Source organism: Mesorhizobium sp. 01N446 (assembly GCF_056399285.1).
Window position 1 is genome coordinate 60,129 of record NZ_JBFTRA010000014.1, and the last position, 26,215, is coordinate 86,343.

Sequence of the window (26,215 nt, forward strand, 5' to 3'; positions counted from 1 at the left end):
ACGGCTACCTGGCAGGAGGATGAAGCCTTGTATCAAGGGCGAAATCCTCCTGGAGGTGCAGCCTGTAGCGACTGGCCGCTTGGCCGGGGTCGAACACCAGGTTCCAGCTGTGCTGGGATACCGCGCTGGGAATTAGAACCAAGGGATGTTTTGCCAGCAGGCCGTCACCAAATTGCTGCTGTCCCGCGCTGGGAATGCCGGGGCGCAGCCAATTTGCATTGGGAATGTCGTCAATTTCCACCACATGAATCTTCGACGGATCGGTGATGTCGAAGGCCGTCAGCACATGCGGAACCGTATCCAGCGTCCGAAACCCCTTGTGGACGGCCACCTCGAGAATGGCGGTCGAGGGGTCAATGGACGCATATACGGCCCTGACCCCTTTGCTGTTCCATCGTCCACCAAGTTTAAAGGCCCCCTCACCGCTGTCCCAACTTGCCTGGAAGCGTTTGTGATCAAGTCTCCAGCCGAGGACTTCTCCCGTCCCAAGAGAGCCCGGCAAAGGCGTCACGCGTAGACACCATAGTCGAGCCGCTCGAGGAATTCCTGGACAAGGATGGTGCCCGCCGCCGTGGCCAAGAGATCAATCGGTCGTCGGTTGTCCAAGCCCATGGCGGGCTCAATCATCCATTTTTCAGCCGCTTCCTGGCTTCCCAGAACGGACGTGGCCTTGGTGAGGACCCTGGCAAAATTCCAGGTCCGTGAGCCTTGCTCCCGATTGAGCGTCCTGGAGTGATCCGATTTGTGACGCTGAAATGTCCGCTCACTCATGCCGAATGCAGCCTCGAAGGCATCAGCGCCAATAACGGTCAGCTGCCTGACAAGGCTTTCCAAGGCTTGGCTTGGTATTCCATGCAAGATCATTTCATGGGCCTCAAGCGGGCTGGATACCGAGGATCCAAGAACCTTCGGCCCGCCGAACAGGTCGACCAGCCGTTCGAACTCCGGCTCCATGTGTGGTGCTTCGGCAAATCCCGTTGGGAAACTGGCCATGCTCACTTATCCGTCATGTGTCATTTTATTTACGACATCTGTCGCAGTCTTTCAAGTGGCGATCGAAGCACCGCATCAGTCCGCATTGACCTCGAGCGCACTTCCGCTACCCTCTGCTTCTGAAGCGGCCGCAGAGCCGCGATGACAAAAATCGTTGGGAGAGACGCGGCATGATCCTGACACTGGCCCTGCTTGCTGGTCTTGTCCTAGCCTGGCTGCTGATTGGCGTGGTGGAAAAATTCCGCCTCGGCCTGCGTTTCAGCCAGGCGATGCTCTATGTGCCGTTCAAGCTCGCCTACCGGATCAGCGACAAGCGCATCAGGATCGCGCGCAAGGCGCAGGCTCCCGTCATCTACGTCATCTCGCATCAGTCGCGCTTCGAACCGGCGCTGATGCTGTCACTGCTGCCGGACGACACGCTGCACATCCTCGACGAGGTCTCGGCGCGTTCGCCTTGGCTCGAACCCTGGCGTGAGCTTGGCCGCACCATTGCCTTCAATGCCGAACATCTTTTCGTCAGCCGCCGGCTGGTGCGCGTGCTGAAGGGCAAGGGCCGGCTCGCCGTCTATCTGCCGGATGCGGTCGAGCCTGACGTCAAGACGTTTCGGCTGTTTCGCGCCGTCACCCGCATTGCCATGCAGGCCGACGCCCGCATCGTGCCGATCTTTGTCGCCGGCGCGCGCAGCCTGACAGTGTCGCTGACGCCGGCAGCCAGGGCGCCGCGGCACTGGTTTCCGCAGCTCTCGATGAGCGTGCTGGAGCCAATGACCATCGCCGAACTGCTGGCGCGCAATCCGGATCAGGCCTCGAACACCAATGCGCTGTTCGACCGCGTCGCCGAGGCACGGCTTTTCGGCAACGATCTCGACCGTGGCCTGTTCCTGGCCATGCGCGATGCCGCAGCCAGGGTTGGCGCCTCGCACCCCATAGTCGAAGATGTCATCTCCGGCGCGCTGAGCTACCGCAAGATGTTCATAGGCGCGCGCGTGCTGGGCCGGCGCTTCGAGGCCGTGACCGCGCCGGGCGAAGCGGTGGGGATAATGCTGCCCAACGCCAATGGCGTGGTGCTGTCGTTGGTCGGCCTTCTCTCGGCGGGCCGGGTGGCGGCGATGATCAACTACACGGCCGGGCCTGCGAGCGTCACGGCCGCCGTGCGCACCGCCGTCATCCGCACCGTCATCTCCTCGCGCGCCTTCGTCGAAAAGGCCGATCTTGCCGATATCGTCGCCGCTGTCGAAAAGGGCGGCGCCAGGCTGCTGTGGCTGGAAGATGTCCGGACCAGCGTCACCGCGCTGGACAAGCTGGCCGCCGCCTTGCTGTGGCGTTTCCCGCTGCAGCGGCAGGATGCGGCCAAGCCGGGCGTGATCCTGTTCACCTCGGGCTCTGAGGGAACGCCGAAGGCGGTTGTCCTGTCGCAAAAGAACCTTCTCGCCAACGCCATGCAGGCCGAGGCGCGCATCACCATCTCGCCGGCCGATATCCTGCTCAACGTACTGCCGGTGTTCCATTCCTTCGGCCTGACGGGCGGCACCATCCTGCCGCTGGTCACCGGGGTAAAGCTGTTCCTCTACCCCTCGCCGCTCCACTACAAGATCATCCCCGAGATTGCGCGCAAGGTGAAACCGACGATCATGTTCGGCACCGACACCTTCCTCGCCAACTATGCGCRCACCGCCAAGGACGGCGACTTCTCCAGCCTGCGCTTCGTCGTCGCCGGCGCCGAGGCGGTGAAGCCGGAAACCCGCCGTGTCTATCGCGAGCGCTTCCAGGCCGAGATCATCGAAGGCTTCGGGCTGACCGAGGCCGCACCGGTGGTTGCCGTCAACACCGCGATCCATGGGCGCGACGGTACGGTCGGCCGGCTGTTGCCGGCCATGCGCATGAGGCTGGAGCCGGTCGAGGGCATCTCGGACGCCGGCCAGTTGTGGCTCGACGGACCCAACCTGATGATGGGCTACATGACCGCGGATCGTCCAGGTGAGCTGCAGCCGCTGAGCGGCTGGCACGACACCGGCGACATCGTCGCCGTCGACCGCGAAGGCTTCATCACCATACGCGGCCGCGCCAAGCGCTTCGCCAAGATCGCCGGCGAGATGGTGTCGCTGGGCGCGGTCGAGATGCTGGTGCAGTCGCTGTGGCCGGAAGAACGCCATGCGGCGGTGGCCGTACCGGACAAAAGGCGCGGCGAGCGCATCGTGCTGGTCACCACCGCCGACGATGCCAATCCCGAAGAGCTGCGCCAGTTCGGCAAGAAGGCTGGGGCGGCCGAACTGATGGTGCCCAACGACATCGTCAAGGTGGAGGAAATCCCGGTGCTGGGTTCCGGCAAGACCGATTATGTCTCGACCAGGAAGCTGGCGATCGACAGGCTGGGGCTGGGCGTGGCGGCCTGAGTCAGATCAAGGACTTCGGCGAACCTTCTAACCTATGTCCGAAGGCGGCACCTTCTCGCCTTCGAGCTTGGCGCGCTTGGAGTAGGCACGCACGGAAAACGGCAGAAAGATCAGGTAGCCCGCGACAGATGCCGTCAACGTGTACCAGGGATAGGTCATCAGCAAGAGGATGTAGAGCACCACGGCCAGGATGACCGGCAGGACCCTATCGCCCGGGATCTTGATGCTCTTGCCGGAATAGACCGGCAGCCGGCTGACCAGAAGGAAGGCGACCAGGATGGTGAAGCCGGTGGCGACGAAGGCGGCCGGGCGGCTTGGCTCCAGCCCGAGCCGCAGGAAAAACAGGTACATCGGAAGCATGACCAGCACGGCGCCCGCAGGCGCCGGCACGCCGACGAAATATTCCGACTGCCACAGCGGGCGCTCGGCTTTCTCGTCGTCGAGCACGTTGAAGCGGGCAAGCCTGAGCCCGCAGGCGATGGCGAACAGAAGGGCGGCGATCCAGCCCGGCGAGCCGGCGCGGTCGAGCAGGAAGGCATAAAGCACCAGGGCCGGCGCGACACCGAAATTGACGATGTCGGCCAGCGAATCCATCTGCGCGCCGAATTTGGAGGTCGCCTTCAGCATGCGCGCCAGGCGGCCATCGATGCCATCGAGAAAGGCGGCCAGCAGCACCATCACCACCGCCGTCTCGAAGCGGTCCTCGAAAGCAAAGCGGATGCCGGACAGGCCGGCGCAGATGGCAAGCACGGTGACGAGGTTGGGAAGCACCATGCGCATCGGGATCTCGCGGATGCGCGGACCACCGCTGGCATGGGCCTCGAACTTCTTGAAGGGGGCGCCCAAGGCTCAGGAAATCCTGACCAGAGGAGTGCCGGCGACGACGCCGAATTCGGCGAGCACGGTTTCACCGCCGACCGCCGTCTGGCCAACGGCAACGCGCGGGGTCGCGGCCAAAGGCAGGAAGACGTCGACGCGCGAGCCGAAGCGGATCAGGCCGAAACGTTCGCCGGTGCCGATCGAAGAGCCGGCCTCGGCCCAGCAGACGATACGCCGCGCCACCAGGCCGGCGATCTGGACGGCCGCCACCGTGCCATTGGGGCTCTCGATGACCAGCCCGTTGCGTTCGTTTTCGGTGCTGGCCTTGTCGAGTTCGGCGTTGAGGAATTTTCCGGGCCGATGTTCGATCTTGGCGATGCGGCCGCGTACCGGCGAGCGATTCACATGGCAGGAAAAGACGTTCATGAACACCGAGATACGCGTCATCTCGACATTGCCGAGGCCGAGCTCGCGCGGCGGCACGGCCGGGCCGACCGCCGAGATGATGCCATCGGCCGGGCTCACCACCAGGCGGTCATCGACCGGCGTGACGCGTTCGGGGTCGCGGAAGAAATAGACGCACCAGGCCGTCAGGATCAGGCCGATCCAGAACAGGACCGAGGAGAAATAGCCAAGGAAAAGCGTCGCCGCGCCAAAGGCCGCGATGAAGGGATAGCCTTCGCGATGGATCGGTACGAACGCGTTCTTGACCGTGTCGACAAGGCTCATGGAGTGGGAGCAGTCCCTGTTTCAGGTCCGGCCTCAATAACTGAAAGCCCCCTTCGCCGCAACGCAACAATCGGCAAAGCCGCATTGGCTGCGGCTGGCGGGCGCGACGACAAGTCGTCGTCACGCGGCGCCAACGCCCTACCGGCAATCTTTCCTGAACGAAATAACAAAGCGGCTGTCGGAAAGAAGACCCCTCGCCCGTCCTTGGTGAGACAGATCCACAAGGAGTTCCTCAATGCCGATACAATCGGTCTCCGTACCACATCTAGTCACCGCTGGCCTCGCCTTCGGGGAATCGCCGCGCTGGCATAGCGGACGGCTGTGGGTCTGCAACTGGGGCACCGGCGAGATCATCGCGGTCGATGTGCACGGCAATCGCGAAATCATGCTCACCGTGCCGGCCGTCCTGCCCTACTGCATCGACTGGCTGCCGGATGGACGGCTGCTGGTCGTCTCGGGCCGGGAGGGCCTGCTGTTGCGGCAGGAAGCCGATGGCAAGCTCGTCACCCATGCCGATCTGCGCGGCCTGTCGAAGAGCCCGTGGAACGAGATCGTCGTCGACGCGCGGGGCAACATCTATGTCAATGGCGGTGGGCCGGCGCCGGCTGCCGGTGCGTATCTCGGCCCGGGCACCATCGTGCTGATCACACCGGACGGCGCGGTACGGCAAGTGGCCGACAACATTGCCTTTGCCAATGGCATGGCGGTGACCCCGGACAACAGGGCGCTGATCCTTGCCGAATCCCACGCCAACCAGCTGACCGCCTTCGATATCGCCGCCGACGGCAGCCTGTCCAACCGACGCGTCTGGGCCAAACTCGATGGCTACCCCGACGGCATCTGCCTCGATGCCGAAGGCGCGATATGGTATGCGGATGTTCCCAACAAGCACTGCGTGCGCGTGCGCGAAGGCGGCGAGGTGCTGCAGACTGTCACCGCCGATCGCGGCTGCTTTGCCTGCATGCTGGGCGGCGCGGACAGGCAAACGCTGTTCATCGTCGCCGCCGAGTGGCGCGGCTTCGAGCACATGGTCAGCGATATCAGAACCGGCCAGGTGCTCGGCGTCGAAACGCCTGCACCTGGCGTCGGCTGGCCCCGTTAAAGCGCGCCGCGTCGGCGCGCTTTTGTCCATGTCGTCATCCCAAAACCGTTACCCGCCTTTGGGCGACGTGCATCAAGCCTCGGGAATCCGCTGATAGTTGGCGATGTCGGCGCGCACGCCCAGGCGCGCGATCGTCTCCTGCGGGTTGAAGGCGACGCGCTCATGTGCTGCCTTGACGATCGGCACGACCTTGTCGACGGCCGCCTGGCTCTCCCATTCGACGATCGTCACCAGGTTGAATTCGCCCGGCCCCGAAAATTGCTCGAGCAGGAAATCCTGTACGAAGCCCTGCTGCTGGCGCAGCAATTCATGAGTCGTCCTGACCTTGACGAGGATCTCCTCGCGGGCGGCGGCCGGGACGACGAACTTGTCCACCCTGAACACGCTGCCGCCGTCAACAGTCTGATTTATGTCGTTCATTTCGATTGTTCCGTTCCTGGATAATGGTGTTTTCGGGCTCCAGGAACGGCGTACAATCTCAACTTAAGTTGAGGTCAAGCAGAAAAATCAATTTACCTCCGACGTCCGCCGGCGAACGATGACGCCAAGCTCGTCGCCCTCGCGGGCTAGGCGCAGGCGCTCCTCGGCTTCGGTCGCCTCGCGCTGGCGATCCCACATTGAGGCATAGAGGCCGTGCTTGCGCATCAGTTCGACATGGGTGCCGCGTTCGGCGATCTGACCGTCCTTCAGCACAATGATCTCATCGGCGGAAATCACCGTCGACAGACGGTGGGCAATCACGATGGTGGTGCGCCCCTTGCTGACCAGATCGAGCGCGGCCTGGATCTCCTGCTCGGTGTGACTGTCCAGCGCCGAGGTGGCTTCGTCGAGCATCAGGATCGGCGGCGCCTTCAGGATGGTGCGGGCAATCGCCACGCGCTGCTTCTCGCCGCCCGAGAGCTTCAGCCCGCGCTCGCCCACCATCGATTTGTAGCCGTCCGGCAACTTCTCGATGAACGGCCCGATCTGGGCGARTTCCGCGGCCTTGCGGACCTCCTCCTCGCTCGCGCCGACGCGACCGTAGCGTATGTTGTAGGCGATGGTGTCGTTGAAGAGCACCGTGTCCTGCGGCACCATGCCGAGCGCCGCGCGCAGGCTGTCCTGAGTGACATCCCGGATATCCTGGCCGTCGATCAGCACCTGGCCCGCCTGCACGTCGTAGAAGCGGAACAGCAGCCGCGAAATGGTCGACTTGCCGGCGCCCGATGGCCCGACAATGGCAACCGTCTTGCCGGCCGGCACCTCGAAGGAAACACCCTTCAGGATCTTGCGGTTCGGATCATAGGAGAAATGCACGTCGCGGAACTCGACCTTGCCAGCGCCGACGGTAAGCGGCCTGGCGTCGGGCTTGTCGACGATCTCCTGCGGCACGTCGAGCAGGTCGAACATGTGTTCGATGTCGGTGAGGCCCTGGCGGATTTCACGGTAAATGAAGCCGATGAAGTTGAGCGGCACGGAAAGCTGCACCAGCATGGCGTTGATGAAGACGAAATCGCCGACGGTCTGGGTGTGGGCCTGCACCTCCAGCGCCGACATGCACATGACGACGACCGTGCCGAGGCCGAAGATGACGCCTTGGCCAAAATTCAGCCAGCCGAGCGAGGTCCAGGTCTTGGTGGCGGCGACCTCGTAGCGTGCCATCGAGCGGTCGAAACGGTCGGCCTCCATGCGCTCATTGGTGAAATATTTGACCGTCTCGAAATTGAGCAGCGAGTCGATCGCCTTAGTGTTGGCGTCGGTGTCGCTGTCGTTCATGTCGCGGCGGATCGAAATGCGCCAGTCGCTCGCCTTGACCGTGAACCAGACATAGAGCCAGACGGTGACTGCCACCACGGCCACATATTTCCAGCCATAKGTGAAACCGAATATGCCGGCGGTCAGCGCGAATTCGAGGATGGTCGGCGCGGTGTTGAGCATGATGAAGCGCACGATCGTCTCGATGCCCTTGGTGCCGCGCTCGATGATGCGCGACAGGCCGCCGGTGCGGCGCTCCAGATGAAAGCGCAGCGACAGCTGGTGCATGTGAACGAAGGTGCGGAACGCAAGCTGGCGCACCGCATGCTGGCCGACGCGGGCGAACAGCGCATCGCGCAGCTGATTGAAACCGAGCTGGACGAGCCTGAGCACATTGTAGGCGATGACCAGCATGACAGGAGCAAGCAGGAAAGACGGCAGCGGCGGGGGCGTTTTTGAGCCACCCGCCAATGCATCGGTTGCCCATTTAAAGAAATAGGGACCGGTAACCAGCGTCAGCTTGGCAACGACCAGCAGCAGTGTTGCCCAGGTGACTCGCGCTCTGAGATCGGCACGGTCGGCTGGCCACATATACGGCCAGAGGTTGCGCAATGTGGTGAGGGTTGAGGTGTCGGCGGAGACGGTTTTTTCGGCCACTTTTCTTGCCTTTTGGGTGAGAGGGTCAGCGGCCGGAGCAGCAGGAATTGACGAGGGCGTTCAGCGATGCCGATACATCGGCAAGGGCTGCGCGATCAACGGCATAGCGGGAGCGCTGGCGGTCGGGCTCGAAGCGGACCAGACCGGCCTCGACCAGGATTTTCAGATGCTGCGAGACGGTCGACTGCGCCAGATCGAAACGGTCGACGACCTCGCGGCAACAGCAGGAATTGCTGGCCGAGAGGTGCTTCAGTATCTCGATGCGTGCCGGATGCGACAACGCCGCAAATCGCGCTGCGACAGCACGGCTGTCGGAGATGCGGCCGGGTGGAGCGCTGGCCGCGCGGTCTGGTTCAAGGGTGGATTCTGTCATCGTTCATCGGCGATAGACGATGGATGGCATCGCCGCAAGCTACTCTTCCGGGTAGATCGGACGGCGGCTCGTGCTCAGGGACGGATCACTCGATCCCTGGAATAGCGGCAACCTGTTCCCCCAGAAACTCGACCAGCAGACGGACCCTTGCGACGCCCGCACGCTCTGGGACGATCAACATGTTCAGCGGAACGGACGGCAGCGCATAATCCTCCAGGATCGTCTCGAGCAAGCCCGCCGCCAGAAGATCGTCAACCAGCCATCGATGCGCCGGCGCGATCCCGCGAGCGGCGATCATGGCCTGCCTTGCGGCAAGTCCGTGATCGATACGCAGCCGCCCCGCGAAAGGTACCGTATGGCGTTCGCCGCCAGAGCCTTGCAAAACAAGCGTCTCGCTGCCCGCCACGTTCGACATGCGGATGCCCTCATGCCGAGACAGATCGGAGGGAACGGCTGGTCGTCCCCGCGCCGCCAGATAATCCCGAGAGGCCACGAGGAGGCGCCGCGACTGGCCGAGGGCCCGCAGCTTCAACGAGCTGTCCGTGAGCGGCCCCAGCCGAAGCGCGATATCCACGCCCTCGCGGACGAGGTCCACCCGCTCATCCGTGAGGCTGAGGTCGACCCCAATGTCGGGATGACGGTCCTGGAAAGCGAAGATCAGCCGGCTGACGTGCAAGACACCGAAAGCCGCCGTGCAGCTTATCCGGATCGTGCCGGCGGGCGCGCCGCGCGTGCCCCGGGCCTCGTCGCTGGCCTGTTCGACGAGGCGCAGGATCTGGACGCTGTTGGCATAATAGCGGCTGCCTTCGGCGGTCATCGTGACCCGCCGGGTCGTCCGGCTGAGCAAGGGCACGCCGACCGCCTCCTCGAGCTCGCGCAGGTGCCGCGTGATCGTCGACTGCCCGACACCAAACTCCCGCGCGACCGCCGACAGGCTGCCCCGCTCGGCCACGCGAATGAAGGTGCGCATGCGCTCGAATGTAATGTCTGACTTATCCATTATTCGGCATAATATTATGCATTACCTGCATATAGTGGATTGACCAGCCTTTGGCTACCTTCCCGTCAGCTTCCTCAATATTGGATCTGACCCATGAAAGTCCTGCTTGTCTTCGCCCATCCTGAATCACGCTCGCTGAGCGGCGCTCTTCGCGACGTCGCCATAAGGGAACTCGAGGCTCAAGGGCATGAGGTGCGCGTATCGGACCTCTACGCCGATGGCTGGAAGTCCGAGGTCGATCGCGCCGACTTCCCATCACTGGAACCCGGTGCGCGCTTCATCCCGGTCGCGGCTTCCAAGAACGGGTTCGAGGCCAACACGCTGACCGCAGATGTCAAGGCCGAGATCGAGAAGCTGCTGTGGGCCGACACCTTGATCCTGCAATTCCCGCTCTGGTGGTTCGCTATGCCGGCGATCCTCAAGGGCTGGGTCGACCGGGTGTTCGCCTACGGATTCGCCTATGGCGTTGGAGAGCATAGCGATCGGCGCTGGGGCGATCGCTATGGCGAGGGGACCCTGGTTGGGAAACGCGCGATGCTGATCGTCACCGCTGGGGGCTGGGAAGAGCACTTTACACCGCGCGGGATCAACGGGCCTATCGACGACCTGCTGTTCCCGATCAATCACGGGATCCTCTACTACCCCGGATACGACGTGCTTCCGCCGTTCGTGGTCTACAAGGTCGATCGTCTCGACGAGACCGGCTTCGAGCCCGTGGCTGCACAACTACGTGACAGGATGCGGACATTGGCGACGACGCCGCCCATCCCATACCGTCGGCAAAATGGCGGAGACTATCTCATCCCGAGCATGAATCTCCGCCCTGAACTCGGCGATCCCGGTGCAAACGGTTTCGCGCTTCACTCCAACCAGGCAGGCGACGCCAGTTGATCGATGTCGGCTTCTACTTCGTCTTGGCCGGCGCCGTCGTCGCCTGTTCGCCCATTGCCTTGAGGTCGGCGGCTTCGCCTTCCTTGGACTTTTGCGGGACCTTGAACACCTGGCCGGGCCAGATGCGGTCGGGATCCCTGATCTGGTCCTGGTTGGCGAGGTAGATGGTGGAATAGCGCACGCCATGACCGTAGACGCGTCGCGAAATCCGCCACAGCGTGTCATTGCGACGGATGATGACGGCGCCGTCGGCATGTTCGAGCTTGGGCGCCACGACCTCCGGCACGTCGCCTGGCGGCGTGGCCGCGGCGACGACGGCAGGAGCCTCGGTGGCGGGTGCGGCCGGCGTCGCCGGTGCCGTCCCGGCGGGTGCGGCGGCAACGGCCGGCGCCGGTGCGGCAGGGGCAGGTGCCGGAGCGACAGGCGCTTCGGCGGCCGCCGGTGCGGCCGGCTTGGTTTCTGCCGGCTTGGTCCCGCCGGGCGCCACGGCGGCGACCGCTTCGCCCGGCTCGCGCTCGAACGGCACGGCGGCGCGGGCCACAACCTTCACGCCGTCGGCATCGAGACCGTCGACACGGATGGTGTAGCTGCCGACGGGAATGTCGCGCTTCGCTTCGACGAGGAAATGACCGTCCGGCGATGTCTGCGCGTCACCGAGCAGGATGTCATTGGCATAGGCGCGCACCTTGCGACCCGGATCGGCGAGGCCGGCGACGAAGATCTTGTTGCCGTCGATCTCGACCGCCTCGACGACGATTTTTGGCTCGGCCACGACTGCGGCGGGCGGTGTTGCCGGCGCGGCGGGAGCCGGAGCAGCCTCGACGACGGCCGGGGCCGGTGCGGCGGGCGCCGGAGCTGCGGGCACTTCAGCCGCCGGAGCAGCCGGAGCGGCGGCCTGATCGCCGGTGGCAGGTGCCGCCGGTTTGGTCTCGGGCGCGGGCACCGTCAGCAGTTCGGCCGGCTTGCCCGGCTCCTCGACCATGGCCAGTACCTGGCCGGCGGCATTCTTGGGAACCGAAACGACGGCGGTCTGCACCGAGACGGTCACCACCGTGCCGACCGCCGAACGCAGGGCAATTGTGTAGTCGCCAGGCTTCAGTGGATCGTCGAGCACGATGACGAAAGCGCCATCGGGGCCAGCCACGGTCGAGCCAAGCACGGTCGAGCCGTTCAGGATCTCGACCTTTGAATTGGGCGTGGCATTTCCGGCAATGACGATCGAACCATTGCCCTCTACGCGCACGACATCGAAAGTCGGCGCGATCGGGCCGGCCGCCGCGGGTGCGGCTGGTGCAGGTGCTGCCGGAGCCTCTGTCGCGGGCGCGGCTGGAGCAGTCGCCTGCGGCGCGGCGGCGGGAGCAGCCGGTACCGCTGGCGCCGGCAGTCGCCCTTCCGTGCCGGGGTCGGCCGGTTTCGGCGCCTCGGGCCGCGTCAAGGCCGCGACCTTCGCCGGCGGCGTTGGATGAAGATACGGGTCGAGTGCGCCCGATATATAGGCGGTCCCCGCGGCCGCAACGGTCCCACCCGCCGCGAACAGGAACGCCTTCAATGGATTAATTGCCATATTTCCCTACCCCTTAGCCACCTAACGCCGGTCTAGCGTGTTTTGCCAAAGCCGACAAGAAAAAGCCCACCCCGGGGCTTGACCACGCTTTCAGACCCAATCACCAATCATCCGTATGAACACGATTCGATCCGTCTGCGTCTATTGCGGCTCGTCTCCGGGCCGTAATGAAATCTATGCGAAGGCCGGGCACCTGCTCGGACGCTCGATTGCCAGAGCGGGCCTGCGGCTGGTCTATGGCGGCGGCACCAAAGGCATTATGGGCGCCGTCGCCGAAGGCGCGCTCAAAGCTGGCGGCAAGGTGACGGGCATCATTCCCCGCTTCCTGATCAACAGGGAAGCAACCGAAACCGCGCTCGACCGGCTCGATGAGTTGCTGATCACCGACAACATGCACGAGCGCAAGCACAAGATGTTCGAGAAATCCGACGCCTTTGTGGCGCTGCCCGGCGGCATCGGCACCGTCGAGGAAATCGTCGAGATCATGACCTGGGCACAACTCGGCCATCACCGCAAGCCGATCGTCTTCGGCAATATCAACGGATTCTGGGATCCGATGACGGCGTTGCTTGATCACATGACGGCAGAGGGCTTCATCCACACCGCGCAACGGGTCAAGCCGCTGGTCGTCAACGACCCGGAGGCCATCGTCGCCGCCATTATGGTGGCGGGCTCCTCCGTCGACGCCCCGACCGAGGGCGTGCAGTCGGTGATCGACAAGATGTAAGGGAATAAGACAGTAGGGCAGTAAGGCGGTAGCGAAAGACAGCACCTACTGCCCTACTGCCCTACTGCCCTACTGCCCTACTGCCCTACTGCCCTACTGCCCTACTGCCCTACTGCCTTCCGCAAATCCCCAATCACCGCACGCTTGTCCTGCCGGCGCCAGGCGAGATAGATCGCCACGCTGCGCTTGAACCAGGGAAGGTCGCGGAAGACTACACCCGGCGGCGCGGCGCTTCGCAGGCTTTCCTGCACCGTTGCCAGGCCCAGCCCCGCGCTGACGAGGCCAAGCGAGGTCAAGGGATCGGCTGTCTCATAGGCGATGTCGGGCACGAAGCCGGCCTCGATGCAGGCGGCCAGGAACTGGCCGCGGTTGGTGTCGGCGGGCTGGCGCACCACGGTGATCCAGGTGCGTCCGTCGAGATGATGCGGGCTGATGTCGGCGACAGCCGTGAGCGCATCACCCTCGGGTATCGCCAGCACCAGCGGCTCGCGGCGGACCAGCACCGAGGCAATTTCGGGATAGTCGGCCGGCGGCGGCGAATAGACCAGGCCGAGGTCGAGCGTGCGCTGACGCAGCCCTTCCAGCTGCGCGGCGGAGCGCAGGCTCATCAGGCTGAGATGCAATTGCGGCCGCTCTCGGCGGAATTGCCTGAGCATGCCGGCGACCAGCCCGGCATGCACCGCGCCCTCGACATAGCCGATGGCGAGACGGCCGACCGCGCCGCTGGCGAGGTTGCGGCCGAATTCCTCCACGCGTTGCGCATTGGCGAGCAGCGCGCGGGCTTCGGTGAGGAAGGCGCGGCCCTCGGCGTTGAGATGAACCCGCTGCTTTGCCCTCTCGAACAGGGCAACGCCCAGTTGGTCCTCGAGCTGCATGATCTGTCGGCTGAGCGGCGACTGCGAAATATGCAGGATTTCGGCGGCACGGCCGACATTGCCGGTTTCGGCGACGGTGATGAAGTAGCGGAGCTGGCGCAGGTCGAACATTTTTATCCCAGGCTTTGCGTCCCTAAGGGTCTCAACTTTAGCCTAATCAGTCTTGGACAGTCTGACCAGCGACGGGGATAGTCGGCCATCCAACCAAAGGAGACCGACATGCAATTCTTTGCCCTTCTCGCCCGCAACACCGCGAAGTTCGGCGACGCCGACTTTGCGCCGCTTCTGCCCGGCGAGGCCGAACAGCGCCGCACCCTCTACGCCGAAGGCGCGGTACGCCAGGTCTGGAACCGTGGCGACATTCCCGGCAGTGGCATGATGTTCGAGGCGGTCGACGACGCCGAAGTGCGCGGCCATCTCGCCACCTTGCCGCTGGTCAAGGCCGGTATGATGGACATCGCCGCCATCGTGCCGCTCAACCCCTACCCCGGATTTGGGCCGAAGCGCTGAACCGCATCGGACGGCGTGGCCGGCGGCGCTCTGGGCCGGCCGCCGGTCGAGCGGCGGTTCGGGGCCTTGGGGACGCTCCGGCGATTTCCATTTGCGACGAGTTTCCTGATTGGTTATCGGGGAGATGGGCAAAGGGGAGTTGACGGTGGCGGACAGAAGAGGCGGCGATGCGGAGCGCGTTCCACGCGCATCCGTCGTCATGACCGTCTATACGGACCAGCGCTTTCTCGATGCCGCGGTCAACAGCGTCCTGACCCAGGAATTCGACGATCTCGAGCTCATCATCGTTGATGACGGGACCGGCGAGGACGCGGTCTTCCAGGCGCTGGCACGTCGCGATCGGCGCATCCGGCTGGTCATCAATCCGACCAATCTCGGCACCGCCGCTGCCGCAAACCGGGGGATCGAGGCGGCCCGGGGCGAGATCATCCTGCGCCTTGACGCGGACGATATCGCCGAGCCCGCGCATGTCGGGCGACTGGTCGCGGCGCTGGACGAGAACAGCGAACTTGGCCTCGTCGGACACGCGGTGATGCTGATCGACGAGACCGACCGCGTCGTCGGTGCGCAGCACATGCCGGAGACGGATCTAGAGATCCGGTGGACGATCCTCTTCCACAACCCCTTCTATCATTCCACGATTGCCTACCGCCGCGGCTGCTTCGAGGCCGCCGGGCGCTACAGGATCGATGAGCTGGTCTCGCAGGACCATTATCTCTGGTTCGACATGCTGCCTTTGTGCCGGGCGCGAAATCTTGCCGAGCCGTTGACGCGCTACCGACTGAACACACTCGGGCTGACCGCGACAAATGCAACGAATGCCCGCAATCGCACGCATTCGATTCGCCAGGCATCATGGGCACGCCTCGGCCTGACCTATGACCTTTATGACGACGCTTTGGCCCAGGACCTGACCCGATTTATCCGCGGGCACGTCATCGCCGTCGACCGACGCGCTGTCGCCTACGGCAAGTTGGTTGGCGTGCTCAAGGCCTTTCTCGCAGCGTCACGGCCCTTCGCGCGCACGGAGGATGCGGTTGCGGCAAGGCAGCTGGCCCATGATATTGTCGCGCGCATGCTCGCCAACCCGCCGGCAGGTCCCAAGGAGATGCTGCGGATCTGCCGTCTGTGCTGGCCGCTCGACTGGCGCGGCGTAACCGGTGCGGTGACAAGATGGCTGGCGATTGAGCTCAAGGCGTGGTTGCCCAAACTCAACCGGTCCCGGACCAATTGACGAGGAGCAGGATTCTGAAAACCGAAGGCGCCGTCCCTGCCGCAAAGAGTGAGAATTATGGATCCTGACTATTCCGCGTGGTTTGCCGGCAAGAGCCTTTCGACCGATTGGACTTCGCGCTTCTTTTCCCTCTGGGCTACACTGTTCCAGCCGCGACGCGACGAAGCCCTCGACATTCTGGAAATCGGCTCCTGGGAAGGCCGGTCGGCGATCTTCTTTCTCAACTATTTCAGCAAATGCCGGCTGACGTGCATCGATACGTTCGCCGGCAGTCCCGAACATGCCCTGCGCCACAAATGGAGCGCCCAGCTTGCGCATGTCGAGCAGCGCTTCGACAGCAATCTCGCCGCGTTCGGCAAACGGTTCGAGAAGATCAAAAGTCCCTCGTCCCAGGCGTTGGCCCGCCTGATCACCGACGAGCGGCGTTTCGACCTCGTCTATGTCGACGGCAGCCATCACAGTGCCGACGTCCAGTCGGATGCCGTGTTCTCCTGGCCGATGGTGCGGGACGGCGGGATCGTCATTTTCGATGATTACGAATGGACGTTCTTTGCCGACGAAGTCGCACGTCCAAAACTCGGGATCGACAGTTTCCTTTCGGTGCATGCCGGCCAGTACCGCGAGCTGTACCGAGGAGAACAAATCATCATCCAGAAGATCGGCGTCGCCAGAAGTGAGCGCCCGGCAATTCCTCATCGACCATCTTCTGTCCCGCGCGAGGAACCCGTCAACAGACCCCAGACTGAAAGCAAAGTCGAGTTTGTGCTCGTTGCCGAAGCGGGCATTCTCGAAGCACAGGCCCTGCTGCTTTGCGAGAGCATCAGGTGTTTCGCCGGCTCTTTTTCACGGTCCCAGATAACGGCGGTTTCGCCCAGAAGCAGCCATCGTCCCTCGCCGTCGACGATAGACCGGTTCGAGCAGTTGGGCGTGGAGTATCTGGCCATCGAGATCGACAGCTGCTGTCCGCAATATGGTCCATCGTACCGGATACATTCCCTGGCTCATGCCGAAAAACGGCCCGGGCCGCCGGTCATTATCCAGCTTGACAGCGATGCGGTCTTCATCGCCGAGCCCGATTTTTCGTTGGGCACATGTTCCGCCGCCGCCCGCCCGGTGGACAGCAAGGGAATGTGCACGACAGGCCCTGATGATCCATTCGATCCGTACTGGAGGCAGCTATGCGCCCTAGCCGGTGTCGACTACGAGCACCTGCCCATCGTGCGCACGAGCGACAACGGCCTGGCTGTGCGTGCCAGCTACAATGGCGGGCTCATCGCCGCCAGAAGGGCGAGCGGCCTCTTCCAGCGCACCGAGGATATCTTCAGGAAGCTGGTTTCCGCCAATATGAAGCCATGGGCCGGCGCGGAACCGACCTACAACACCGGGACCGGCATTCTGCAGGGAGCGGCCACCGCCTTCTGGGGCACGAGCCAGGCTGCCTTCTCGCTGGCGGCCGTTGCCGGCAACCACTCCGTGCGGCTTTTGCCGGCAACCCATAATTTTCCGCTTCACAACTTCAACCCAGCCACGGCGCCAGACCCGGCCCGGCTGGCTCATATTCATTACCATGGACTGTTTAGCGAGGATTCAGCCGCCCCGAACCCGATCCTGGACGGAACGTTGGCGCTGCCTGCGGGAATATGCGAATGGCTCGAAGCCAGGTTGCCGTTGCGCGAGACCCCGCCGCCTGTAACGCCGATACCGGGCCGCGAGCGCCGTTCCCGGAGAAAAGCGATCCTCGTGCTTGGAATGCACCGCAGCGGGACCTCGATGCTTGCCGGCACACTGGCCGCATTGGGGTCGGCCCATCCCAAAAAGCCACTGCGCGCCGACGACAACAATCCCAAGGGGTACTGGGAAAGCACCCCGCTCAATTTCGCCAACGATGAGTTGCTCGCGGAGGCCGCCTCTTCGTGGCATGACTGGCGGCCACTCGATCCGCAATGGCTGCAATCGCGGGCGGCGGAGCGGCACCGCCACAAGATCAAGGCGATCCTTGCAAGCGAGTTCGGCGACGAACCGCTGTTCTTCATCAAGGATCCCCGGATCTGCCGGTTCGTTCCATTCCTGTCGTCGATCCTTGCCGAGATGGAGGTCGACCCGGTAGCACTGCTTCCGCTGCGCAATCCCCTCGAGGTCGCCTACTCGCTGCAACGGCGGGATGGATTGCCGCTGGCGAAATCGCTTTTGCTCTGGCTCAGGCACGTGCTCGAGGCGGAATTTCATTCGCGACACATGCCGCGTTGTTTCATTCGCCACGAACGTTTCCTGATCGACTGGCGACATCATGTCGAGCGCGCGGCAGAGAAGACCGGCATTGCCTGGCCGACACGCTCCGACGCGGCGGAAACCGAGATAGAACTTTTCCTGACAGCGGACCTGCATCGCGAACGGGCAACGGCCGGGGACTTGCAGAGCCATCCGGATGTGACACCGCTGATCCGCACCGCCTACGACATTCTATGCGCCATGGCGGACGACGGCGACAGCCAGAAATTGCGCTCCGAGCTGGACCTGATGCGGGCAAGATTCGATGACGCATGCACTGTCGCGGGCGCCGCGGCGGCCGCCGAAGCCGAACATTTGCGCGGCGAGCGCGATGCAATCAGCGGCGCCTACCACGAGCTCGACCTCGAACGAAACGCATTGGTGCATGATCGGGACAATCTCATTGCCGAACGCACGGCGCTGCTGGCGTCGTCCAGCTGGCGATTGACAGCCCCGTTGCGGTGGCTGCAGCGCCCGTTCATGCGCCGAAAATGACGTCAACTGCGCTTCGAGGCCTCCCCCTGCTCGACAGACTGTGATCGGCTGTCAAGAAACCGTCACACGGAACCGGGTTCGCGCGTGCTAGAAATTTCGGTCAGGCGCCGCCGTGCGGCGCTGCGTCCGAAACCCGCATCTGGCATTGCCCATGGATACCGCCCTCGCCCCGGAAGGCACCGACCTGTCGCCTTATCTTCCCGATGAGCACGGGCTGTTCTTCACCTATCATTTCACCACCGAGGGCCTGCGGACCAAGGACGCCGGCGCCGCGCACTGGACATGGCGCAGCTACCAGATCACCGATCTGCATGCCCGCCAGGAAATTGCCGCCGAGAAGGCTCTGCCGGCCCCAGCGCGCGATGCTTTCCTCGCCCCCAGCCATGGCTGCCACATCGACTACGAGGATGACTGGCTCTTTGGCGACCTGCCGGACCTCAGGCACGATTTTTCAGAGGCGCGCGGACTCGTCCATTTCCGCTTCGCCTTCAACGACACGATGCTGATCGGCGCCCGCAAGCAGCCTCTGGAATCGGTCGATGCGGTCCGCAAGGCGGTGGAGAATGGATCGCGGAAATTCCGCTCGCCGGCGGACCTGATCGAGGCGGTCATTGGTCAGTCGCTCGACGGCATGGCGGGCGAACTCAGCAAGCTCGGCGACACGCTCGACGGCATCGAGGATCGCGTCGTGCGCGATGCGTGGCACAATGAACGCCAATCGCTGGTCGAGGCGCGCCGGCAACTGGTGGTGATCCACAGGCAGATGGCGACGCTGACCAATCTGTTCCGGCATCTCGACCATTCGCATCGCGACGAGTTGCCTGAACCGATCAATGACATGGCGGCCAGACTCTCGCATCGGGCACTCACCCTCTACAATGACGGCGAGCAGTTGCAGGCACGCACGAGGTTGTTGCAGGACGAACTGATGGCGAAACTGACGATGCAGTCGAACCAGCTTCTCTATGTTCTCTCCGTCATGACGGCGGTGTTGTTGCCGATGACCATCATCTCGGGCCTGTTCGGCATGAATGTCGGCGGGCTGCCCTTGGTCGACACGCCGATGGGCTTCTGGGTGGTGACGGCGGTCTCGCTGCTGATCGCCGGAGTGACCTACCTGTTCGTCAGGCGGCTCGGACGGATGTAGCGGCCGCCCGGCGGGCGGTGACCAGCATCGACCAGGAATATATCGCCAGCGCCGTCCAGATCAGGGCAAATGCGATGGCCTGTGCCGTGCCGAACGGCTCGTCGAAGATCAGAACCGCAATCAGGAACACCATGGTCGGCGCGATGTACTGCATGATGCCGATGGTGGAGAGGCGCAAAAGCTTGGCGCCGAACGCGAACAAAAGCAGCGGCACCGACGTGACCGGGCCGCAGCCGATCAGCAACGCCGTATCGATGCCGGTGCTGGACACGATGTGGTCCTGTCCCGTCCCGATCAGGTAGACGATATAGCCAAGGGCCGGCACGGACAGCAAAAGCACTTCGAGCAGAAAGCCCTGGCTTGGGCCGATCGGCAGCGTCTTGCGGAAGAAGCCGTAGGCGGCGAAGGAAAACGCCAGCGCCAGCGACACCCAGGGCAGCTTGCCGCCCTCGATTGTCAGCACCGTGACGGCGACCGTCGCCAGCACCACCGCCGCGATCTGCAGACGGTCAAGCCGCTCGCCAAGCAGCAGCGCGCCGACAACGACGCTGACCAGTGGGTTGATGTAATAGCCGAGCGCGGTCTCGACGGTGCGGTCGACGGCGATCGCCCAGACATAGATGCCCCAGTTGACCGAGATCAGCGCCGCCGTCAGCGCCGCCATGGCAATGGTGCGGGGCGACCGGATTGCAGCCTTGAAGTCCGCCGTGCGACCGGCCCAGACCAGAACCGCGGCGGCGATCGGCACGGACCAGACGATGCGGTGCGCGATCACCTCGGCAAGCGGCAGATGCGCCACCGCCTTCATGTAGAAAGGCAGCAACCCCCACAAGAGATAGGCGCCCAGCGCCAGCAGGAAGCCGCGACGGGCCTTTGACTCTGCGTCCAGGGTAATTGCTTCAGTGACCATGGCCCAACGCTATGGCCCAGTAATCTTGGCAAGACCATCACAAAGTTCTGATGGATCAATGGACTTCCGCTGATGGTTCAACCTTATTCGGCCGCAACCAGCCCAGCCATGTCGCGGTTCTTCATCAGCTTGTAGATGATCGAATCCATCAGCGCCTGGAACGAAGCATCGATGATGTTTTCCGACACGCCGACCGTCCACCAGCGCGCACCGGTGCCGTCATGCGATTCGATCAGGACGCGGGTGATGGCCTCGGTACCGCCATTGAGGATACGCACCTTGAAGTCGGCGAGCTCGAGGTCGACGATCTCGCCCTGGTATTTGCCGAGATCCTTGCGCAGCGCGATGTCGAGCGCGTTGACCGGGCCATGCCCTTCCGCCACCGACATCTTCTCCTCGCCGTCGACCTCGACTTTCACGATCGCTTCCGAAACCGTCTTCAGTTGGCCGTTGGCGTCGAAGCGGCGCTCGACCATGCAACGGAACGAGGTGACGTTGAAGAATTCCGGCAGGCCGTGCAGCATCTTGCGGGCCAAGAGCTCGAAGGATGCATCGGCACCCTCATAGGCGTAGCCTTCGGCCTCACGCTCCTTGACGACCGATATCAACGCGTCGAGCCGGTGATCGTCCCTGGGCACCTCGATGCCGCGCCGCTTCAACTCGGCGAGGAAATTGGCCTTGCCGCCCTGGTCGGAAACCATGACGCGGCGGCGATTGCCGACGGATTCCGGCGGCACATGCTCATAGGTCGCCGGCTCCTTGGCCAGCGCCGAGGCGTGGATGCCGGCCTTGGTGGCGAAAGCCGAGGCGCCGACATAGGGCGCCTGCGCTTCCGGGGCACGGTTCAGCAATTCATCGAAGGCGCGCGAGAGGCGCGAAATGCCGGTCAGCGCCTCGGCCGAAATACTCGTCTCGAAGCGATCGGCGAAGGCCGGCTTCAGCGCCAGCGTCGGCACGATCGAGATCAGATTGGCGTTGCCGCAGCGTTCTCCGATGCCGTTCAACGTGCCCTGGATCTGCCGCACGCCGGCCTCGACCGCGGCCAGGGAATTCGCCACCGCCTGGCCGGTATCGTCATGGGCGTGGATGCCCAGATGATCGCCGGGGATACCCGAGGCGATGACCTTGCCGACGATGGCGCGGACCTCCGATGGCTGCGTGCCGCCATTGGTGTCGCACAACACCACCCAGCGCGCACCGGCGTCGTAGGCCGTCCTGGCACAGGCCAGCGCATAGTCGGGATTGGCCTTGAAGCCATCGAAGAAATGCTCGCAGTCGACCAGTGCTTCCTTGCCAGAAGCGACAGCGGTTTCGACCGAAGTCTTGATCGACTCCAGATTCTCCTCGTTGGTGCAGCCGAGCGCGACGCGGACATGATAATCCCAGCTCTTGGCAACGAAGCAGATGGCGTCCGACGCCGACTGTACAAGCGCCGCGAGGCCTGGATCGTTCGAGGCGGAGACCCCTGCCCGCTTGGTCATGCCGAAGGCGACGAATTTGGCGCGTGCGGTGCGTTTCTGCTGGAAGAATGCCGTGTCGGTCGGATTGGCGCCGGGATAACCGCCCTCGACATAGTCCATGCCGAATTCGTCGAGCAGCTTTGCAATCGCGATCTTGTCCTCGACGGAAAAGTCGATGCCCGGCGTCTGCTGGCCATCGCGCAATGTGGTGTCGAAGAGATAGAGGCGCTCGCGGGTCATGGTCATTTGCCTGCAAATTTGTCCGTCGCGCGGATCAGCCGGTCGAGAATGCCGGGCTCCGAATAGGCGTGGCCGGCGCCCTCGATCAGATGGAAATCGGCCTTCGGCCAGGCCTTGTGCAGTGCCCAGGCGTAGCGTGCCGGACACGGCATGTCGTAGCGGCCGTGGACGATGGTGCCGGGGATATCCTTGAGCTTCCAGGCATCGCGCAGCAGCTGCCCTTCGTCGAGCCAGCCGGCATGGACGAAGTAGTGGTTCTCGATGCGGGCGAAGGCGATGGCATAGTCGTCCTCGCCAAACTTGCCGCTGGTTTCCGGTTCCGGCAGCAGCGTGATGGTTTCGCCTTCCCACAGGCTCCAGGCGCGGGCTGCTTCCAGCTGCGCCTTGCGGTCCGAGCCGACCAGCCGCTTGCGGTAGGCGGCCATCATGTCGCCGCGCTCGGCCTCGGGGATCGGCGCCACGAAACGCTCCCACTTGTCGGGAAACATCTCGGAGACGCCGAACTGATAATACCATTCGAGCTCGGCGCGGGTCAGCGTGTAGATGCCGCGCACCACCAGTTCGCTGACGCGATCGGGATGCGTCTCGGCATAGGCGAGCGCCAGCGTCGAGCCCCAGGAGCCGCCGAACACCAGCCATGCGTCGAAGCCGGCCATTTCGCGCAGCCGCTCCATGTCGGCGACAAGATGCCAGGTCGTGTTGGCTTCCAGCGAGGCATTCGGCGTCGATTTTCCGCAGCCGCGCTGATCGAACAGGATGACGTCGTAGAGTTTTGGGTCGAACAGCCGCCGGTGCTTGGGCGAAAAGCCGCCGCCCGGACCGCCATGCAGGAAGACGGCGGGCTTGGCGCCCTTGGTGCCGGAACGTTCCCAATAGACCGTGTGGCCGTCGCCGACATCCAACATGCCGCTGTCGAACGGTTCGATCTCCGGGTAGAGGGTGCGCAAGGAGGTGCTGTGAACAGTCATAGTTTTAGGCCCTGTTGCGGCCAGTTGGCCGTTTCGTGATCGGGATGCTGGAAGGAGATGATCTGCTCCTGCCTCGCGTAAAAATCGGGGTCGTCATGGACCGGCGCCTCGAAGATTTTTTCCACCCAGGGCAGCCTCGCCGCATAGTTGACCTGGATTTGCGGCGCCAGATCCGAGCGATCGTCGAAAGCGCCGATGGCGATCTCCAGCCCGCCGGGCTGGCGGTAGGTCAGCGGTGTGCCGCAGCGGGCGCAGAAGCCGCGATCGATGTTGACCGACGACTGGAAATAGCTCGGTTCCTCATGCGTCCATTCGACACCGCCCCTGGGCACCGTCACCAGCGCGCCGAAGAACGAGCCGAACTGCTTCTGGCACATGCGGCAGTGGCAGATGGACGGGCGCCCGAGCRCCCCCTTGATGCGGAAGCGCACGGCGCCGCACTGGCAGCCGCCGGTTCGGACGGTCTCGGTCATGGTCTTTCCTCCGGCGGCCATTGGTCTGTGTCGTGATCGGGATGCTGGTAGGAGACAAGCTCCGCGAGATAGGGAGCCGAACCCATATCCGCCATTGTGTCCTCGCCCGGCAGTTGCGGAATGGTGTCGACATAAGGCAGTTTTGCCTCCGTGCCCCACTGGATGGTCGGCGCAATACCGGCCGGATCGTCGAAGGCCGCAATCGCCAGCGCCATGCCGTCCGGGGCCTCGAAGGTCAGCGGCGTGCCGCATTCGGCGCAGAAGCCGCGCCAGGCGGCGTTGGAGGAACGGAAACGCTTGGGCTCGCCGCGTGTCCAGTCAACCTTGGCGCCACGCACCGAGACCAGCGGCAAGTAGAAATTGCCGCTCGCCTTCTGGCACATGCGGCAGTGGCAGATCGAGGCGTCGCCAAGCGTGCCCTCGACGCGAAAGCGCACCGCGCCGCACTGGCAGCCGCCTGTGTAGACCGGCCGATTGTCGAGGCTCATCATGTCTCACTCCGGATCATGGCAGACGGCCTCGACATTGTTGCCGTCGGGATCGAAGACGAAGGCCCCGTAGTAGTTCGGGTGATAGTGCGGGCGCAGGCCCGGCGCGCCATTGTCCCTGCCGCCGGCGGCAAGGGCCGCGGCATGGAAGGCATCGACCTCGGCGCGGCTGCGCGCGGTGAAGGCGACATGCTGATGATCCCTTGGCTTGTCCTTGCCGGCACTCAACCAAAACACCGGCCGGTCTCGACCATAGCCGCCAACCTTGGCGCCGACGGTGTATTCGGCGGGCACCATATACAGCAGAGAGGCGCCCAGCGGCGCCATCGCCTTGTCGTAGAAAGCCTTCGAAGCCTCGAAATCGGTAACGGTTATGCCGAGATGGTCGATCATCTTTTTACCTCCCAGGTGGTGATACGCTCGCCGGTCACCGGATCCTTGCCGTCCTTCAGCTGCACACCCTGCACCAGAAGCTCATCCCGAACCCGGTCGGCCTCGGCCCAGTTCTTGGCCGCGATCAGCGCCAGGCGGTTGGCGATAGCCGTGGCGACCGCTGCCTCGTTCACCTTGGCGGCGCCGACATCGAACCCGAGGAACAGCAGCGACGCCTTCAGCGCGGCGGCGGCTTCGTTGCCTTCCGCGGCCTCGCCGGCCAACTGCGTCAGCACCTGGAAGGCGGCATAGGTGGCGAGATCGTCCGACAAGGCATTGATGACCTCCACCGGCAGCTGCCCTGCCTCGGGCGCCAGATCCGCCGCGCGTTTCCACTTGCGCAGCGTGTTGTCCGCCTCCTCCAGCTTGCGCACGGAAAAGTCGATCGGCTCGCGATAGTGCGTCATCAGCATCGCCAGCCGCAGAACATCGCCCGGCCAGTTGCGGCCGCCGAAGGTCTCGGTCTCCAGCAGTTCGTGGATCGAGTAGAAATTGCCGAGGCTCTTCGACATCTTCTGCCCCTCGACCTGCAGGAAGCCGTTGTGCATCCAGACATTGGCCATGACTGACGTGCCGTGGGCGCAGCGCGACTGGGCGATCTCGTTCTCATGATGCGGGAAGATGAGGTCGAGGCCGCCGCCGTGGATGTCGAAAACCTCGCCGAGATAGGCCGCCGACATCGCCGAGCATTCGATGTGCCAGCCCGGCCGACCCCTGCCCCACGGGCTTTGCCAGCCCGGCTCTTCCGGCGATGACAGTTTCCACAGCACGAAATCTTGCGGGTTCTTCTTGTGCGCATCGACGGCGATGCGGGCGCCGGCCTGCTGCTCGTCGAGATTGCGCTTCGACAATTGGCCGTAGTCCGGCATCGACGCCGTATCGAACAGAACTTCGCCTGCCGCGACATAGGCATGACCGCGTTTGATCAGGCTTTGAATCAAGGTGATCATGTTGGCCTTGCCGTCGGCGCGTGGCTCGACGAATTCGGTGGCGCGCGGTTCGACCGTCGGCTCCAGGCAGCCAAGCGTGGCGACATCCCTGTGGAACTGGTCGGCGGTCTTTTCGGTCACTCGCCGGATCGCTTCGTTGAGCGACAGTTTCCCAGCTGATATCTCGCCACCGAAATCGCGCAGCGCACGCGCGTTGATCTTGTCGTCGACGTCGGTGATGTTGCGCACATAGGTGACATGCGTCTCGCCGTAGAGATGGCGCAGCAGGCGAAACAGCACGTCGAAGACGATGACCGGCCTGGCATTGCCGATGTGGGCGAAGTCATAGACGGTCGGGCCGCAGACATACATGCGCACATTGAGCGCATCGATCGGAACGAAGTTTTCTTTCGTGCGCGTCAGCGTGTTGTAGAGGCGCAGGCCCTGCGATGCGTCGGACATTCCATGCCTTCCCGGTTCAGAACTTCTTATGTGGATGAAGCCAGCCCTGCGCCGAGGCGCAAATCAGGCTCCAGCCTGCTGGCCGGGGCGTTTGTCCACTCTGGGGAAAGATGAGGCGAAAACGTCCGGACCAGCGCGAGGCTAGCCAATAATGCAAATGCCACAAATGGCGAAAGACGTTTTCATGGGCGGCTTTATCGCCTTGGCCAGTGTTGCCGTCAAGTCGCTGCTTCGGAGAAAAACGCCGTAAAGATTGGCAAACGCGTCGCTCGGTCACGCGGAATCAGGCAGTGAAACATTTTATTAAACATGTCGGCACAGTCATGAAACATTCGCCGGCTA

Annotated in this window: 25 protein-coding genes; 8 read left to right on the top strand and 17 right to left on the bottom strand. The window is 63.6% G+C overall.

Going from position 1 to position 26,215, the window contains the following annotated elements:
• Positions 1–4: 4 nt before the first annotated feature.
• Together AC1DPX_RS32670 and parS are read right to left on the bottom strand one after the other, a co-directional pair.
• Positions 5–511, bottom strand: a complete 507-nt coding sequence (locus AC1DPX_RS32670; RefSeq protein WP_202355066.1) for an RES family NAD+ phosphorylase — start codon at positions 509–511, stop codon at positions 5–7.
• The gene (gene parS, locus AC1DPX_RS32675; RefSeq protein ID WP_477241976.1) at positions 508–993 is read right to left on the bottom strand and encodes a type II RES/Xre toxin-antitoxin system antitoxin; all 486 of its coding nucleotides are present in this window, start codon (positions 991–993) and stop codon (positions 508–510) included. The genes AC1DPX_RS32670 and parS overlap by 4 nt, the downstream gene beginning before the upstream one ends.
• Before the next feature lie 170 nt (positions 994–1,163).
• Here parS and AC1DPX_RS32680 point away from each other — a divergent pair, with 170 nt between their 5' ends.
• Positions 1,164–3,386, top strand: a complete 2,223-nt coding sequence (locus AC1DPX_RS32680; RefSeq protein WP_477241978.1) for an AMP-binding protein — start codon at positions 1,164–1,166, stop codon at positions 3,384–3,386.
• A gap of 27 nt (positions 3,387–3,413) precedes the next feature.
• On the opposite strand, the gene AC1DPX_RS32685 is transcribed toward AC1DPX_RS32680, so the two are convergent.
• Both AC1DPX_RS32685 and AC1DPX_RS32690 read right to left on the bottom strand, forming a co-directional pair.
• Complete coding sequence (locus AC1DPX_RS32685; RefSeq protein ID WP_202355069.1) at positions 3,414–4,232, bottom strand: CDP-alcohol phosphatidyltransferase family protein; 819 nt, start codon at positions 4,230–4,232, stop codon at positions 3,414–3,416.
• Positions 4,233–4,235: 3 nt separating this feature from the next.
• Positions 4,236–4,934 carry a phosphatidylserine decarboxylase gene (locus AC1DPX_RS32690; RefSeq protein WP_202355070.1) on the bottom strand — a complete coding sequence of 233 codons (699 nt, stop codon included), beginning with the start codon at positions 4,932–4,934 and terminating at the stop codon, positions 4,236–4,238.
• A 235-nt stretch (positions 4,935–5,169) separates the two neighbouring features.
• Here AC1DPX_RS32690 and AC1DPX_RS32695 point away from each other — a divergent pair, with 235 nt between their 5' ends.
• On the top strand, positions 5,170–6,036 hold the full coding sequence (locus AC1DPX_RS32695; RefSeq protein ID WP_477241980.1) for an SMP-30/gluconolactonase/LRE family protein: 867 nt from the start codon (positions 5,170–5,172) through the stop codon (positions 6,034–6,036).
• A 72-nt stretch (positions 6,037–6,108) separates the two neighbouring features.
• Here the strand turns inward: AC1DPX_RS32695 and AC1DPX_RS32700 are convergent, their stop codons facing one another.
• The 4 genes from AC1DPX_RS32700 to AC1DPX_RS32715 form a co-directional block, all read right to left on the bottom strand.
• Entirely contained in the window at positions 6,109–6,456 is a 348-nt protein-coding gene (locus tag AC1DPX_RS32700; RefSeq protein WP_202355073.1) for an antibiotic biosynthesis monooxygenase family protein, read from the bottom strand.
• A gap of 87 nt (positions 6,457–6,543) precedes the next feature.
• Positions 6,544–8,427 carry an ABCB family ABC transporter ATP-binding protein/permease gene (locus AC1DPX_RS32705; RefSeq protein WP_477241982.1) on the bottom strand — a complete coding sequence of 628 codons (1,884 nt, stop codon included), beginning with the start codon at positions 8,425–8,427 and terminating at the stop codon, positions 6,544–6,546.
• Positions 8,428–8,452: 25 nt separating this feature from the next.
• On the bottom strand, positions 8,453–8,800 hold the full coding sequence (locus AC1DPX_RS32710) for an ArsR/SmtB family transcription factor (protein WP_477241984.1): 348 nt from the start codon (positions 8,798–8,800) through the stop codon (positions 8,453–8,455).
• A gap of 85 nt (positions 8,801–8,885) precedes the next feature.
• A complete protein-coding gene (locus AC1DPX_RS32715) occupies positions 8,886–9,800 on the bottom strand; it encodes a LysR family transcriptional regulator (RefSeq protein WP_477241986.1) in 915 nt (304 codons plus the stop codon).
• A gap of 93 nt (positions 9,801–9,893) precedes the next feature.
• On the opposite strand from AC1DPX_RS32715, the gene AC1DPX_RS32720 reads away from it, so the two are divergent.
• Positions 9,894–10,691: an NAD(P)H-dependent oxidoreductase gene (locus tag AC1DPX_RS32720; protein WP_477241988.1), complete on the top strand. Its 798-nt coding sequence runs from the start codon at positions 9,894–9,896 to the stop codon at positions 10,689–10,691.
• Positions 10,692–10,704: 13 nt separating this feature from the next.
• Here AC1DPX_RS32720 and AC1DPX_RS32725 read toward each other — a convergent pair whose 3' ends face one another.
• Positions 10,705–12,255 carry a LysM peptidoglycan-binding domain-containing protein gene (locus AC1DPX_RS32725; protein WP_477241990.1) on the bottom strand — a complete coding sequence of 517 codons (1,551 nt, stop codon included), beginning with the start codon at positions 12,253–12,255 and terminating at the stop codon, positions 10,705–10,707.
• Between the two features lie 115 nt (positions 12,256–12,370).
• Here AC1DPX_RS32725 and AC1DPX_RS32730 point away from each other — a divergent pair, with 115 nt between their 5' ends.
• Positions 12,371–12,982: an LOG family protein gene (locus AC1DPX_RS32730; protein WP_202355079.1), complete on the top strand. Its 612-nt coding sequence runs from the start codon at positions 12,371–12,373 to the stop codon at positions 12,980–12,982.
• 101 nt (positions 12,983–13,083) lie between these two features.
• Here the strand turns inward: AC1DPX_RS32730 and AC1DPX_RS32735 are convergent, their stop codons facing one another.
• A complete protein-coding gene (locus AC1DPX_RS32735; protein WP_477241992.1) occupies positions 13,084–13,968 on the bottom strand; it encodes a LysR substrate-binding domain-containing protein in 885 nt (294 codons plus the stop codon).
• Positions 13,969–14,076: 108 nt separating this feature from the next.
• Here AC1DPX_RS32735 and AC1DPX_RS32740 point away from each other — a divergent pair, with 108 nt between their 5' ends.
• From AC1DPX_RS32740 to AC1DPX_RS32755, 4 genes are all read left to right on the top strand, one after another.
• The gene (locus AC1DPX_RS32740) at positions 14,077–14,367 is read left to right on the top strand and encodes a muconolactone Delta-isomerase family protein (RefSeq protein ID WP_202355080.1); all 291 of its coding nucleotides are present in this window, start codon (positions 14,077–14,079) and stop codon (positions 14,365–14,367) included.
• A gap of 145 nt (positions 14,368–14,512) precedes the next feature.
• Positions 14,513–15,601 (top strand): glycosyltransferase, encoded by a 1,089-nt coding sequence (locus AC1DPX_RS32745; RefSeq protein ID WP_477241994.1) that lies wholly within the window; start codon positions 14,513–14,515, stop codon positions 15,599–15,601.
• Positions 15,602–15,658: 57 nt separating this feature from the next.
• Positions 15,659–18,364, top strand: coding sequence for a class I SAM-dependent methyltransferase (locus AC1DPX_RS32750; protein ID WP_477241996.1), 2,706 nt, complete (start codon positions 15,659–15,661; stop codon positions 18,362–18,364).
• A gap of 151 nt (positions 18,365–18,515) precedes the next feature.
• Positions 18,516–19,511, top strand: a complete 996-nt coding sequence (locus AC1DPX_RS32755) for a transporter (RefSeq protein ID WP_477241998.1) — start codon at positions 18,516–18,518, stop codon at positions 19,509–19,511.
• Here the strand turns inward: AC1DPX_RS32755 and rarD are convergent.
• The 7 genes from rarD to cysS all read right to left on the bottom strand — a co-directional run bounded on the left by rarD (position 19,489) and on the right by cysS (position 25,873).
• Positions 19,489–20,421 carry an EamA family transporter RarD gene (gene rarD, locus AC1DPX_RS32760; protein WP_477242000.1) on the bottom strand — a complete coding sequence of 311 codons (933 nt, stop codon included), beginning with the start codon at positions 20,419–20,421 and terminating at the stop codon, positions 19,489–19,491. The genes AC1DPX_RS32755 and rarD overlap by 23 nt on opposite strands.
• Before the next feature lie 83 nt (positions 20,422–20,504).
• Complete coding sequence (cimA, locus tag AC1DPX_RS32765) at positions 20,505–22,127, bottom strand: citramalate synthase (protein WP_477242002.1); 1,623 nt, start codon at positions 22,125–22,127, stop codon at positions 20,505–20,507.
• Positions 22,124–23,089: a prolyl aminopeptidase gene (pip, locus tag AC1DPX_RS32770; RefSeq protein ID WP_477242004.1), complete on the bottom strand. Its 966-nt coding sequence runs from the start codon at positions 23,087–23,089 to the stop codon at positions 22,124–22,126. Before pip ends, cimA begins: the two co-directional genes overlap by 4 nt.
• Positions 23,086–23,562, bottom strand: coding sequence for a GFA family protein (locus AC1DPX_RS32775; protein ID WP_477242006.1), 477 nt, complete (start codon positions 23,560–23,562; stop codon positions 23,086–23,088). Before AC1DPX_RS32775 ends, pip begins: the two co-directional genes overlap by 4 nt.
• A complete protein-coding gene (locus AC1DPX_RS32780) occupies positions 23,559–24,050 on the bottom strand; it encodes a GFA family protein (RefSeq protein WP_096459066.1) in 492 nt (163 codons plus the stop codon). The genes AC1DPX_RS32775 and AC1DPX_RS32780 overlap by 4 nt, the downstream gene beginning before the upstream one ends.
• A 6-nt stretch (positions 24,051–24,056) precedes the next feature.
• Complete coding sequence (locus tag AC1DPX_RS32785; protein ID WP_202355088.1) at positions 24,057–24,443, bottom strand: VOC family protein; 387 nt, start codon at positions 24,441–24,443, stop codon at positions 24,057–24,059.
• Positions 24,440–25,873 carry a cysteine--tRNA ligase gene (cysS, locus tag AC1DPX_RS32790; RefSeq protein ID WP_477242008.1) on the bottom strand — a complete coding sequence of 478 codons (1,434 nt, stop codon included), beginning with the start codon at positions 25,871–25,873 and terminating at the stop codon, positions 24,440–24,442. Before cysS ends, AC1DPX_RS32785 begins: the two co-directional genes overlap by 4 nt.
• Between the last annotated feature and the right edge of the window lie 342 nt (positions 25,874–26,215).

Bases quoted from the DNA above. Each gene is read 5' to 3' on its own strand.
- AC1DPX_RS32735 (WP_477241992.1), bottom strand. From the start codon at position 13,968: ATGTTCGACCTGCGCCAGCTCCGCTACTTCATCACCGTCGCCGAAACC.
- rarD (WP_477242000.1), bottom strand. From the start codon at position 20,421: ATGGTCACTGAAGCAATTACCCTGGACGCAGAGTCAAAGGCCCGTCGC.
- AC1DPX_RS32690 (WP_202355070.1), bottom strand. From the start codon at position 4,934: ATGAGCCTTGTCGACACGGTCAAGAACGCGTTCGTACCGATCCATCGC.
- parS (WP_477241976.1), bottom strand. From the start codon at position 993: ATGGCCAGTTTCCCAACGGGATTTGCCGAAGCACCACACATGGAGCCG.
- cimA (WP_477242002.1), bottom strand. From the start codon at position 22,127: ATGACCATGACCCGCGAGCGCCTCTATCTCTTCGACACCACATTGCGC.
- pip (WP_477242004.1), bottom strand. From the start codon at position 23,089: ATGACTGTTCACAGCACCTCCTTGCGCACCCTCTACCCGGAGATCGAA.
- AC1DPX_RS32725 (WP_477241990.1), bottom strand. From the start codon at position 12,255: ATGGCAATTAATCCATTGAAGGCGTTCCTGTTCGCGGCGGGTGGGACC.
- AC1DPX_RS32740 (WP_202355080.1), top strand. From the start codon at position 14,077: ATGCAATTCTTTGCCCTTCTCGCCCGCAACACCGCGAAGTTCGGCGAC.
- AC1DPX_RS32715 (WP_477241986.1), bottom strand. From the start codon at position 9,800: ATGGATAAGTCAGACATTACATTCGAGCGCATGCGCACCTTCATTCGC.
- AC1DPX_RS32785 (WP_202355088.1), bottom strand. From the start codon at position 24,443: ATGATCGACCATCTCGGCATAACCGTTACCGATTTCGAGGCTTCGAAG.
- AC1DPX_RS32695 (WP_477241980.1), top strand. From the start codon at position 5,170: ATGCCGATACAATCGGTCTCCGTACCACATCTAGTCACCGCTGGCCTC.
- AC1DPX_RS32780 (WP_096459066.1), bottom strand. From the start codon at position 24,050: ATGAGCCTCGACAATCGGCCGGTCTACACAGGCGGCTGCCAGTGCGGC.
- AC1DPX_RS32730 (WP_202355079.1), top strand. From the start codon at position 12,371: ATGAACACGATTCGATCCGTCTGCGTCTATTGCGGCTCGTCTCCGGGC.
- AC1DPX_RS32710 (WP_477241984.1), bottom strand. From the start codon at position 8,800: ATGACAGAATCCACCCTTGAACCAGACCGCGCGGCCAGCGCTCCACCC.
- AC1DPX_RS32700 (WP_202355073.1), bottom strand. From the start codon at position 6,456: ATGAACGACATAAATCAGACTGTTGACGGCGGCAGCGTGTTCAGGGTG.
- AC1DPX_RS32750 (WP_477241996.1), top strand. From the start codon at position 15,659: ATGGATCCTGACTATTCCGCGTGGTTTGCCGGCAAGAGCCTTTCGACC.
- AC1DPX_RS32755 (WP_477241998.1), top strand. From the start codon at position 18,516: ATGGATACCGCCCTCGCCCCGGAAGGCACCGACCTGTCGCCTTATCTT.
- AC1DPX_RS32720 (WP_477241988.1), top strand. From the start codon at position 9,894: ATGAAAGTCCTGCTTGTCTTCGCCCATCCTGAATCACGCTCGCTGAGC.
- cysS (WP_477242008.1), bottom strand. From the start codon at position 25,873: ATGTCCGACGCATCGCAGGGCCTGCGCCTCTACAACACGCTGACGCGC.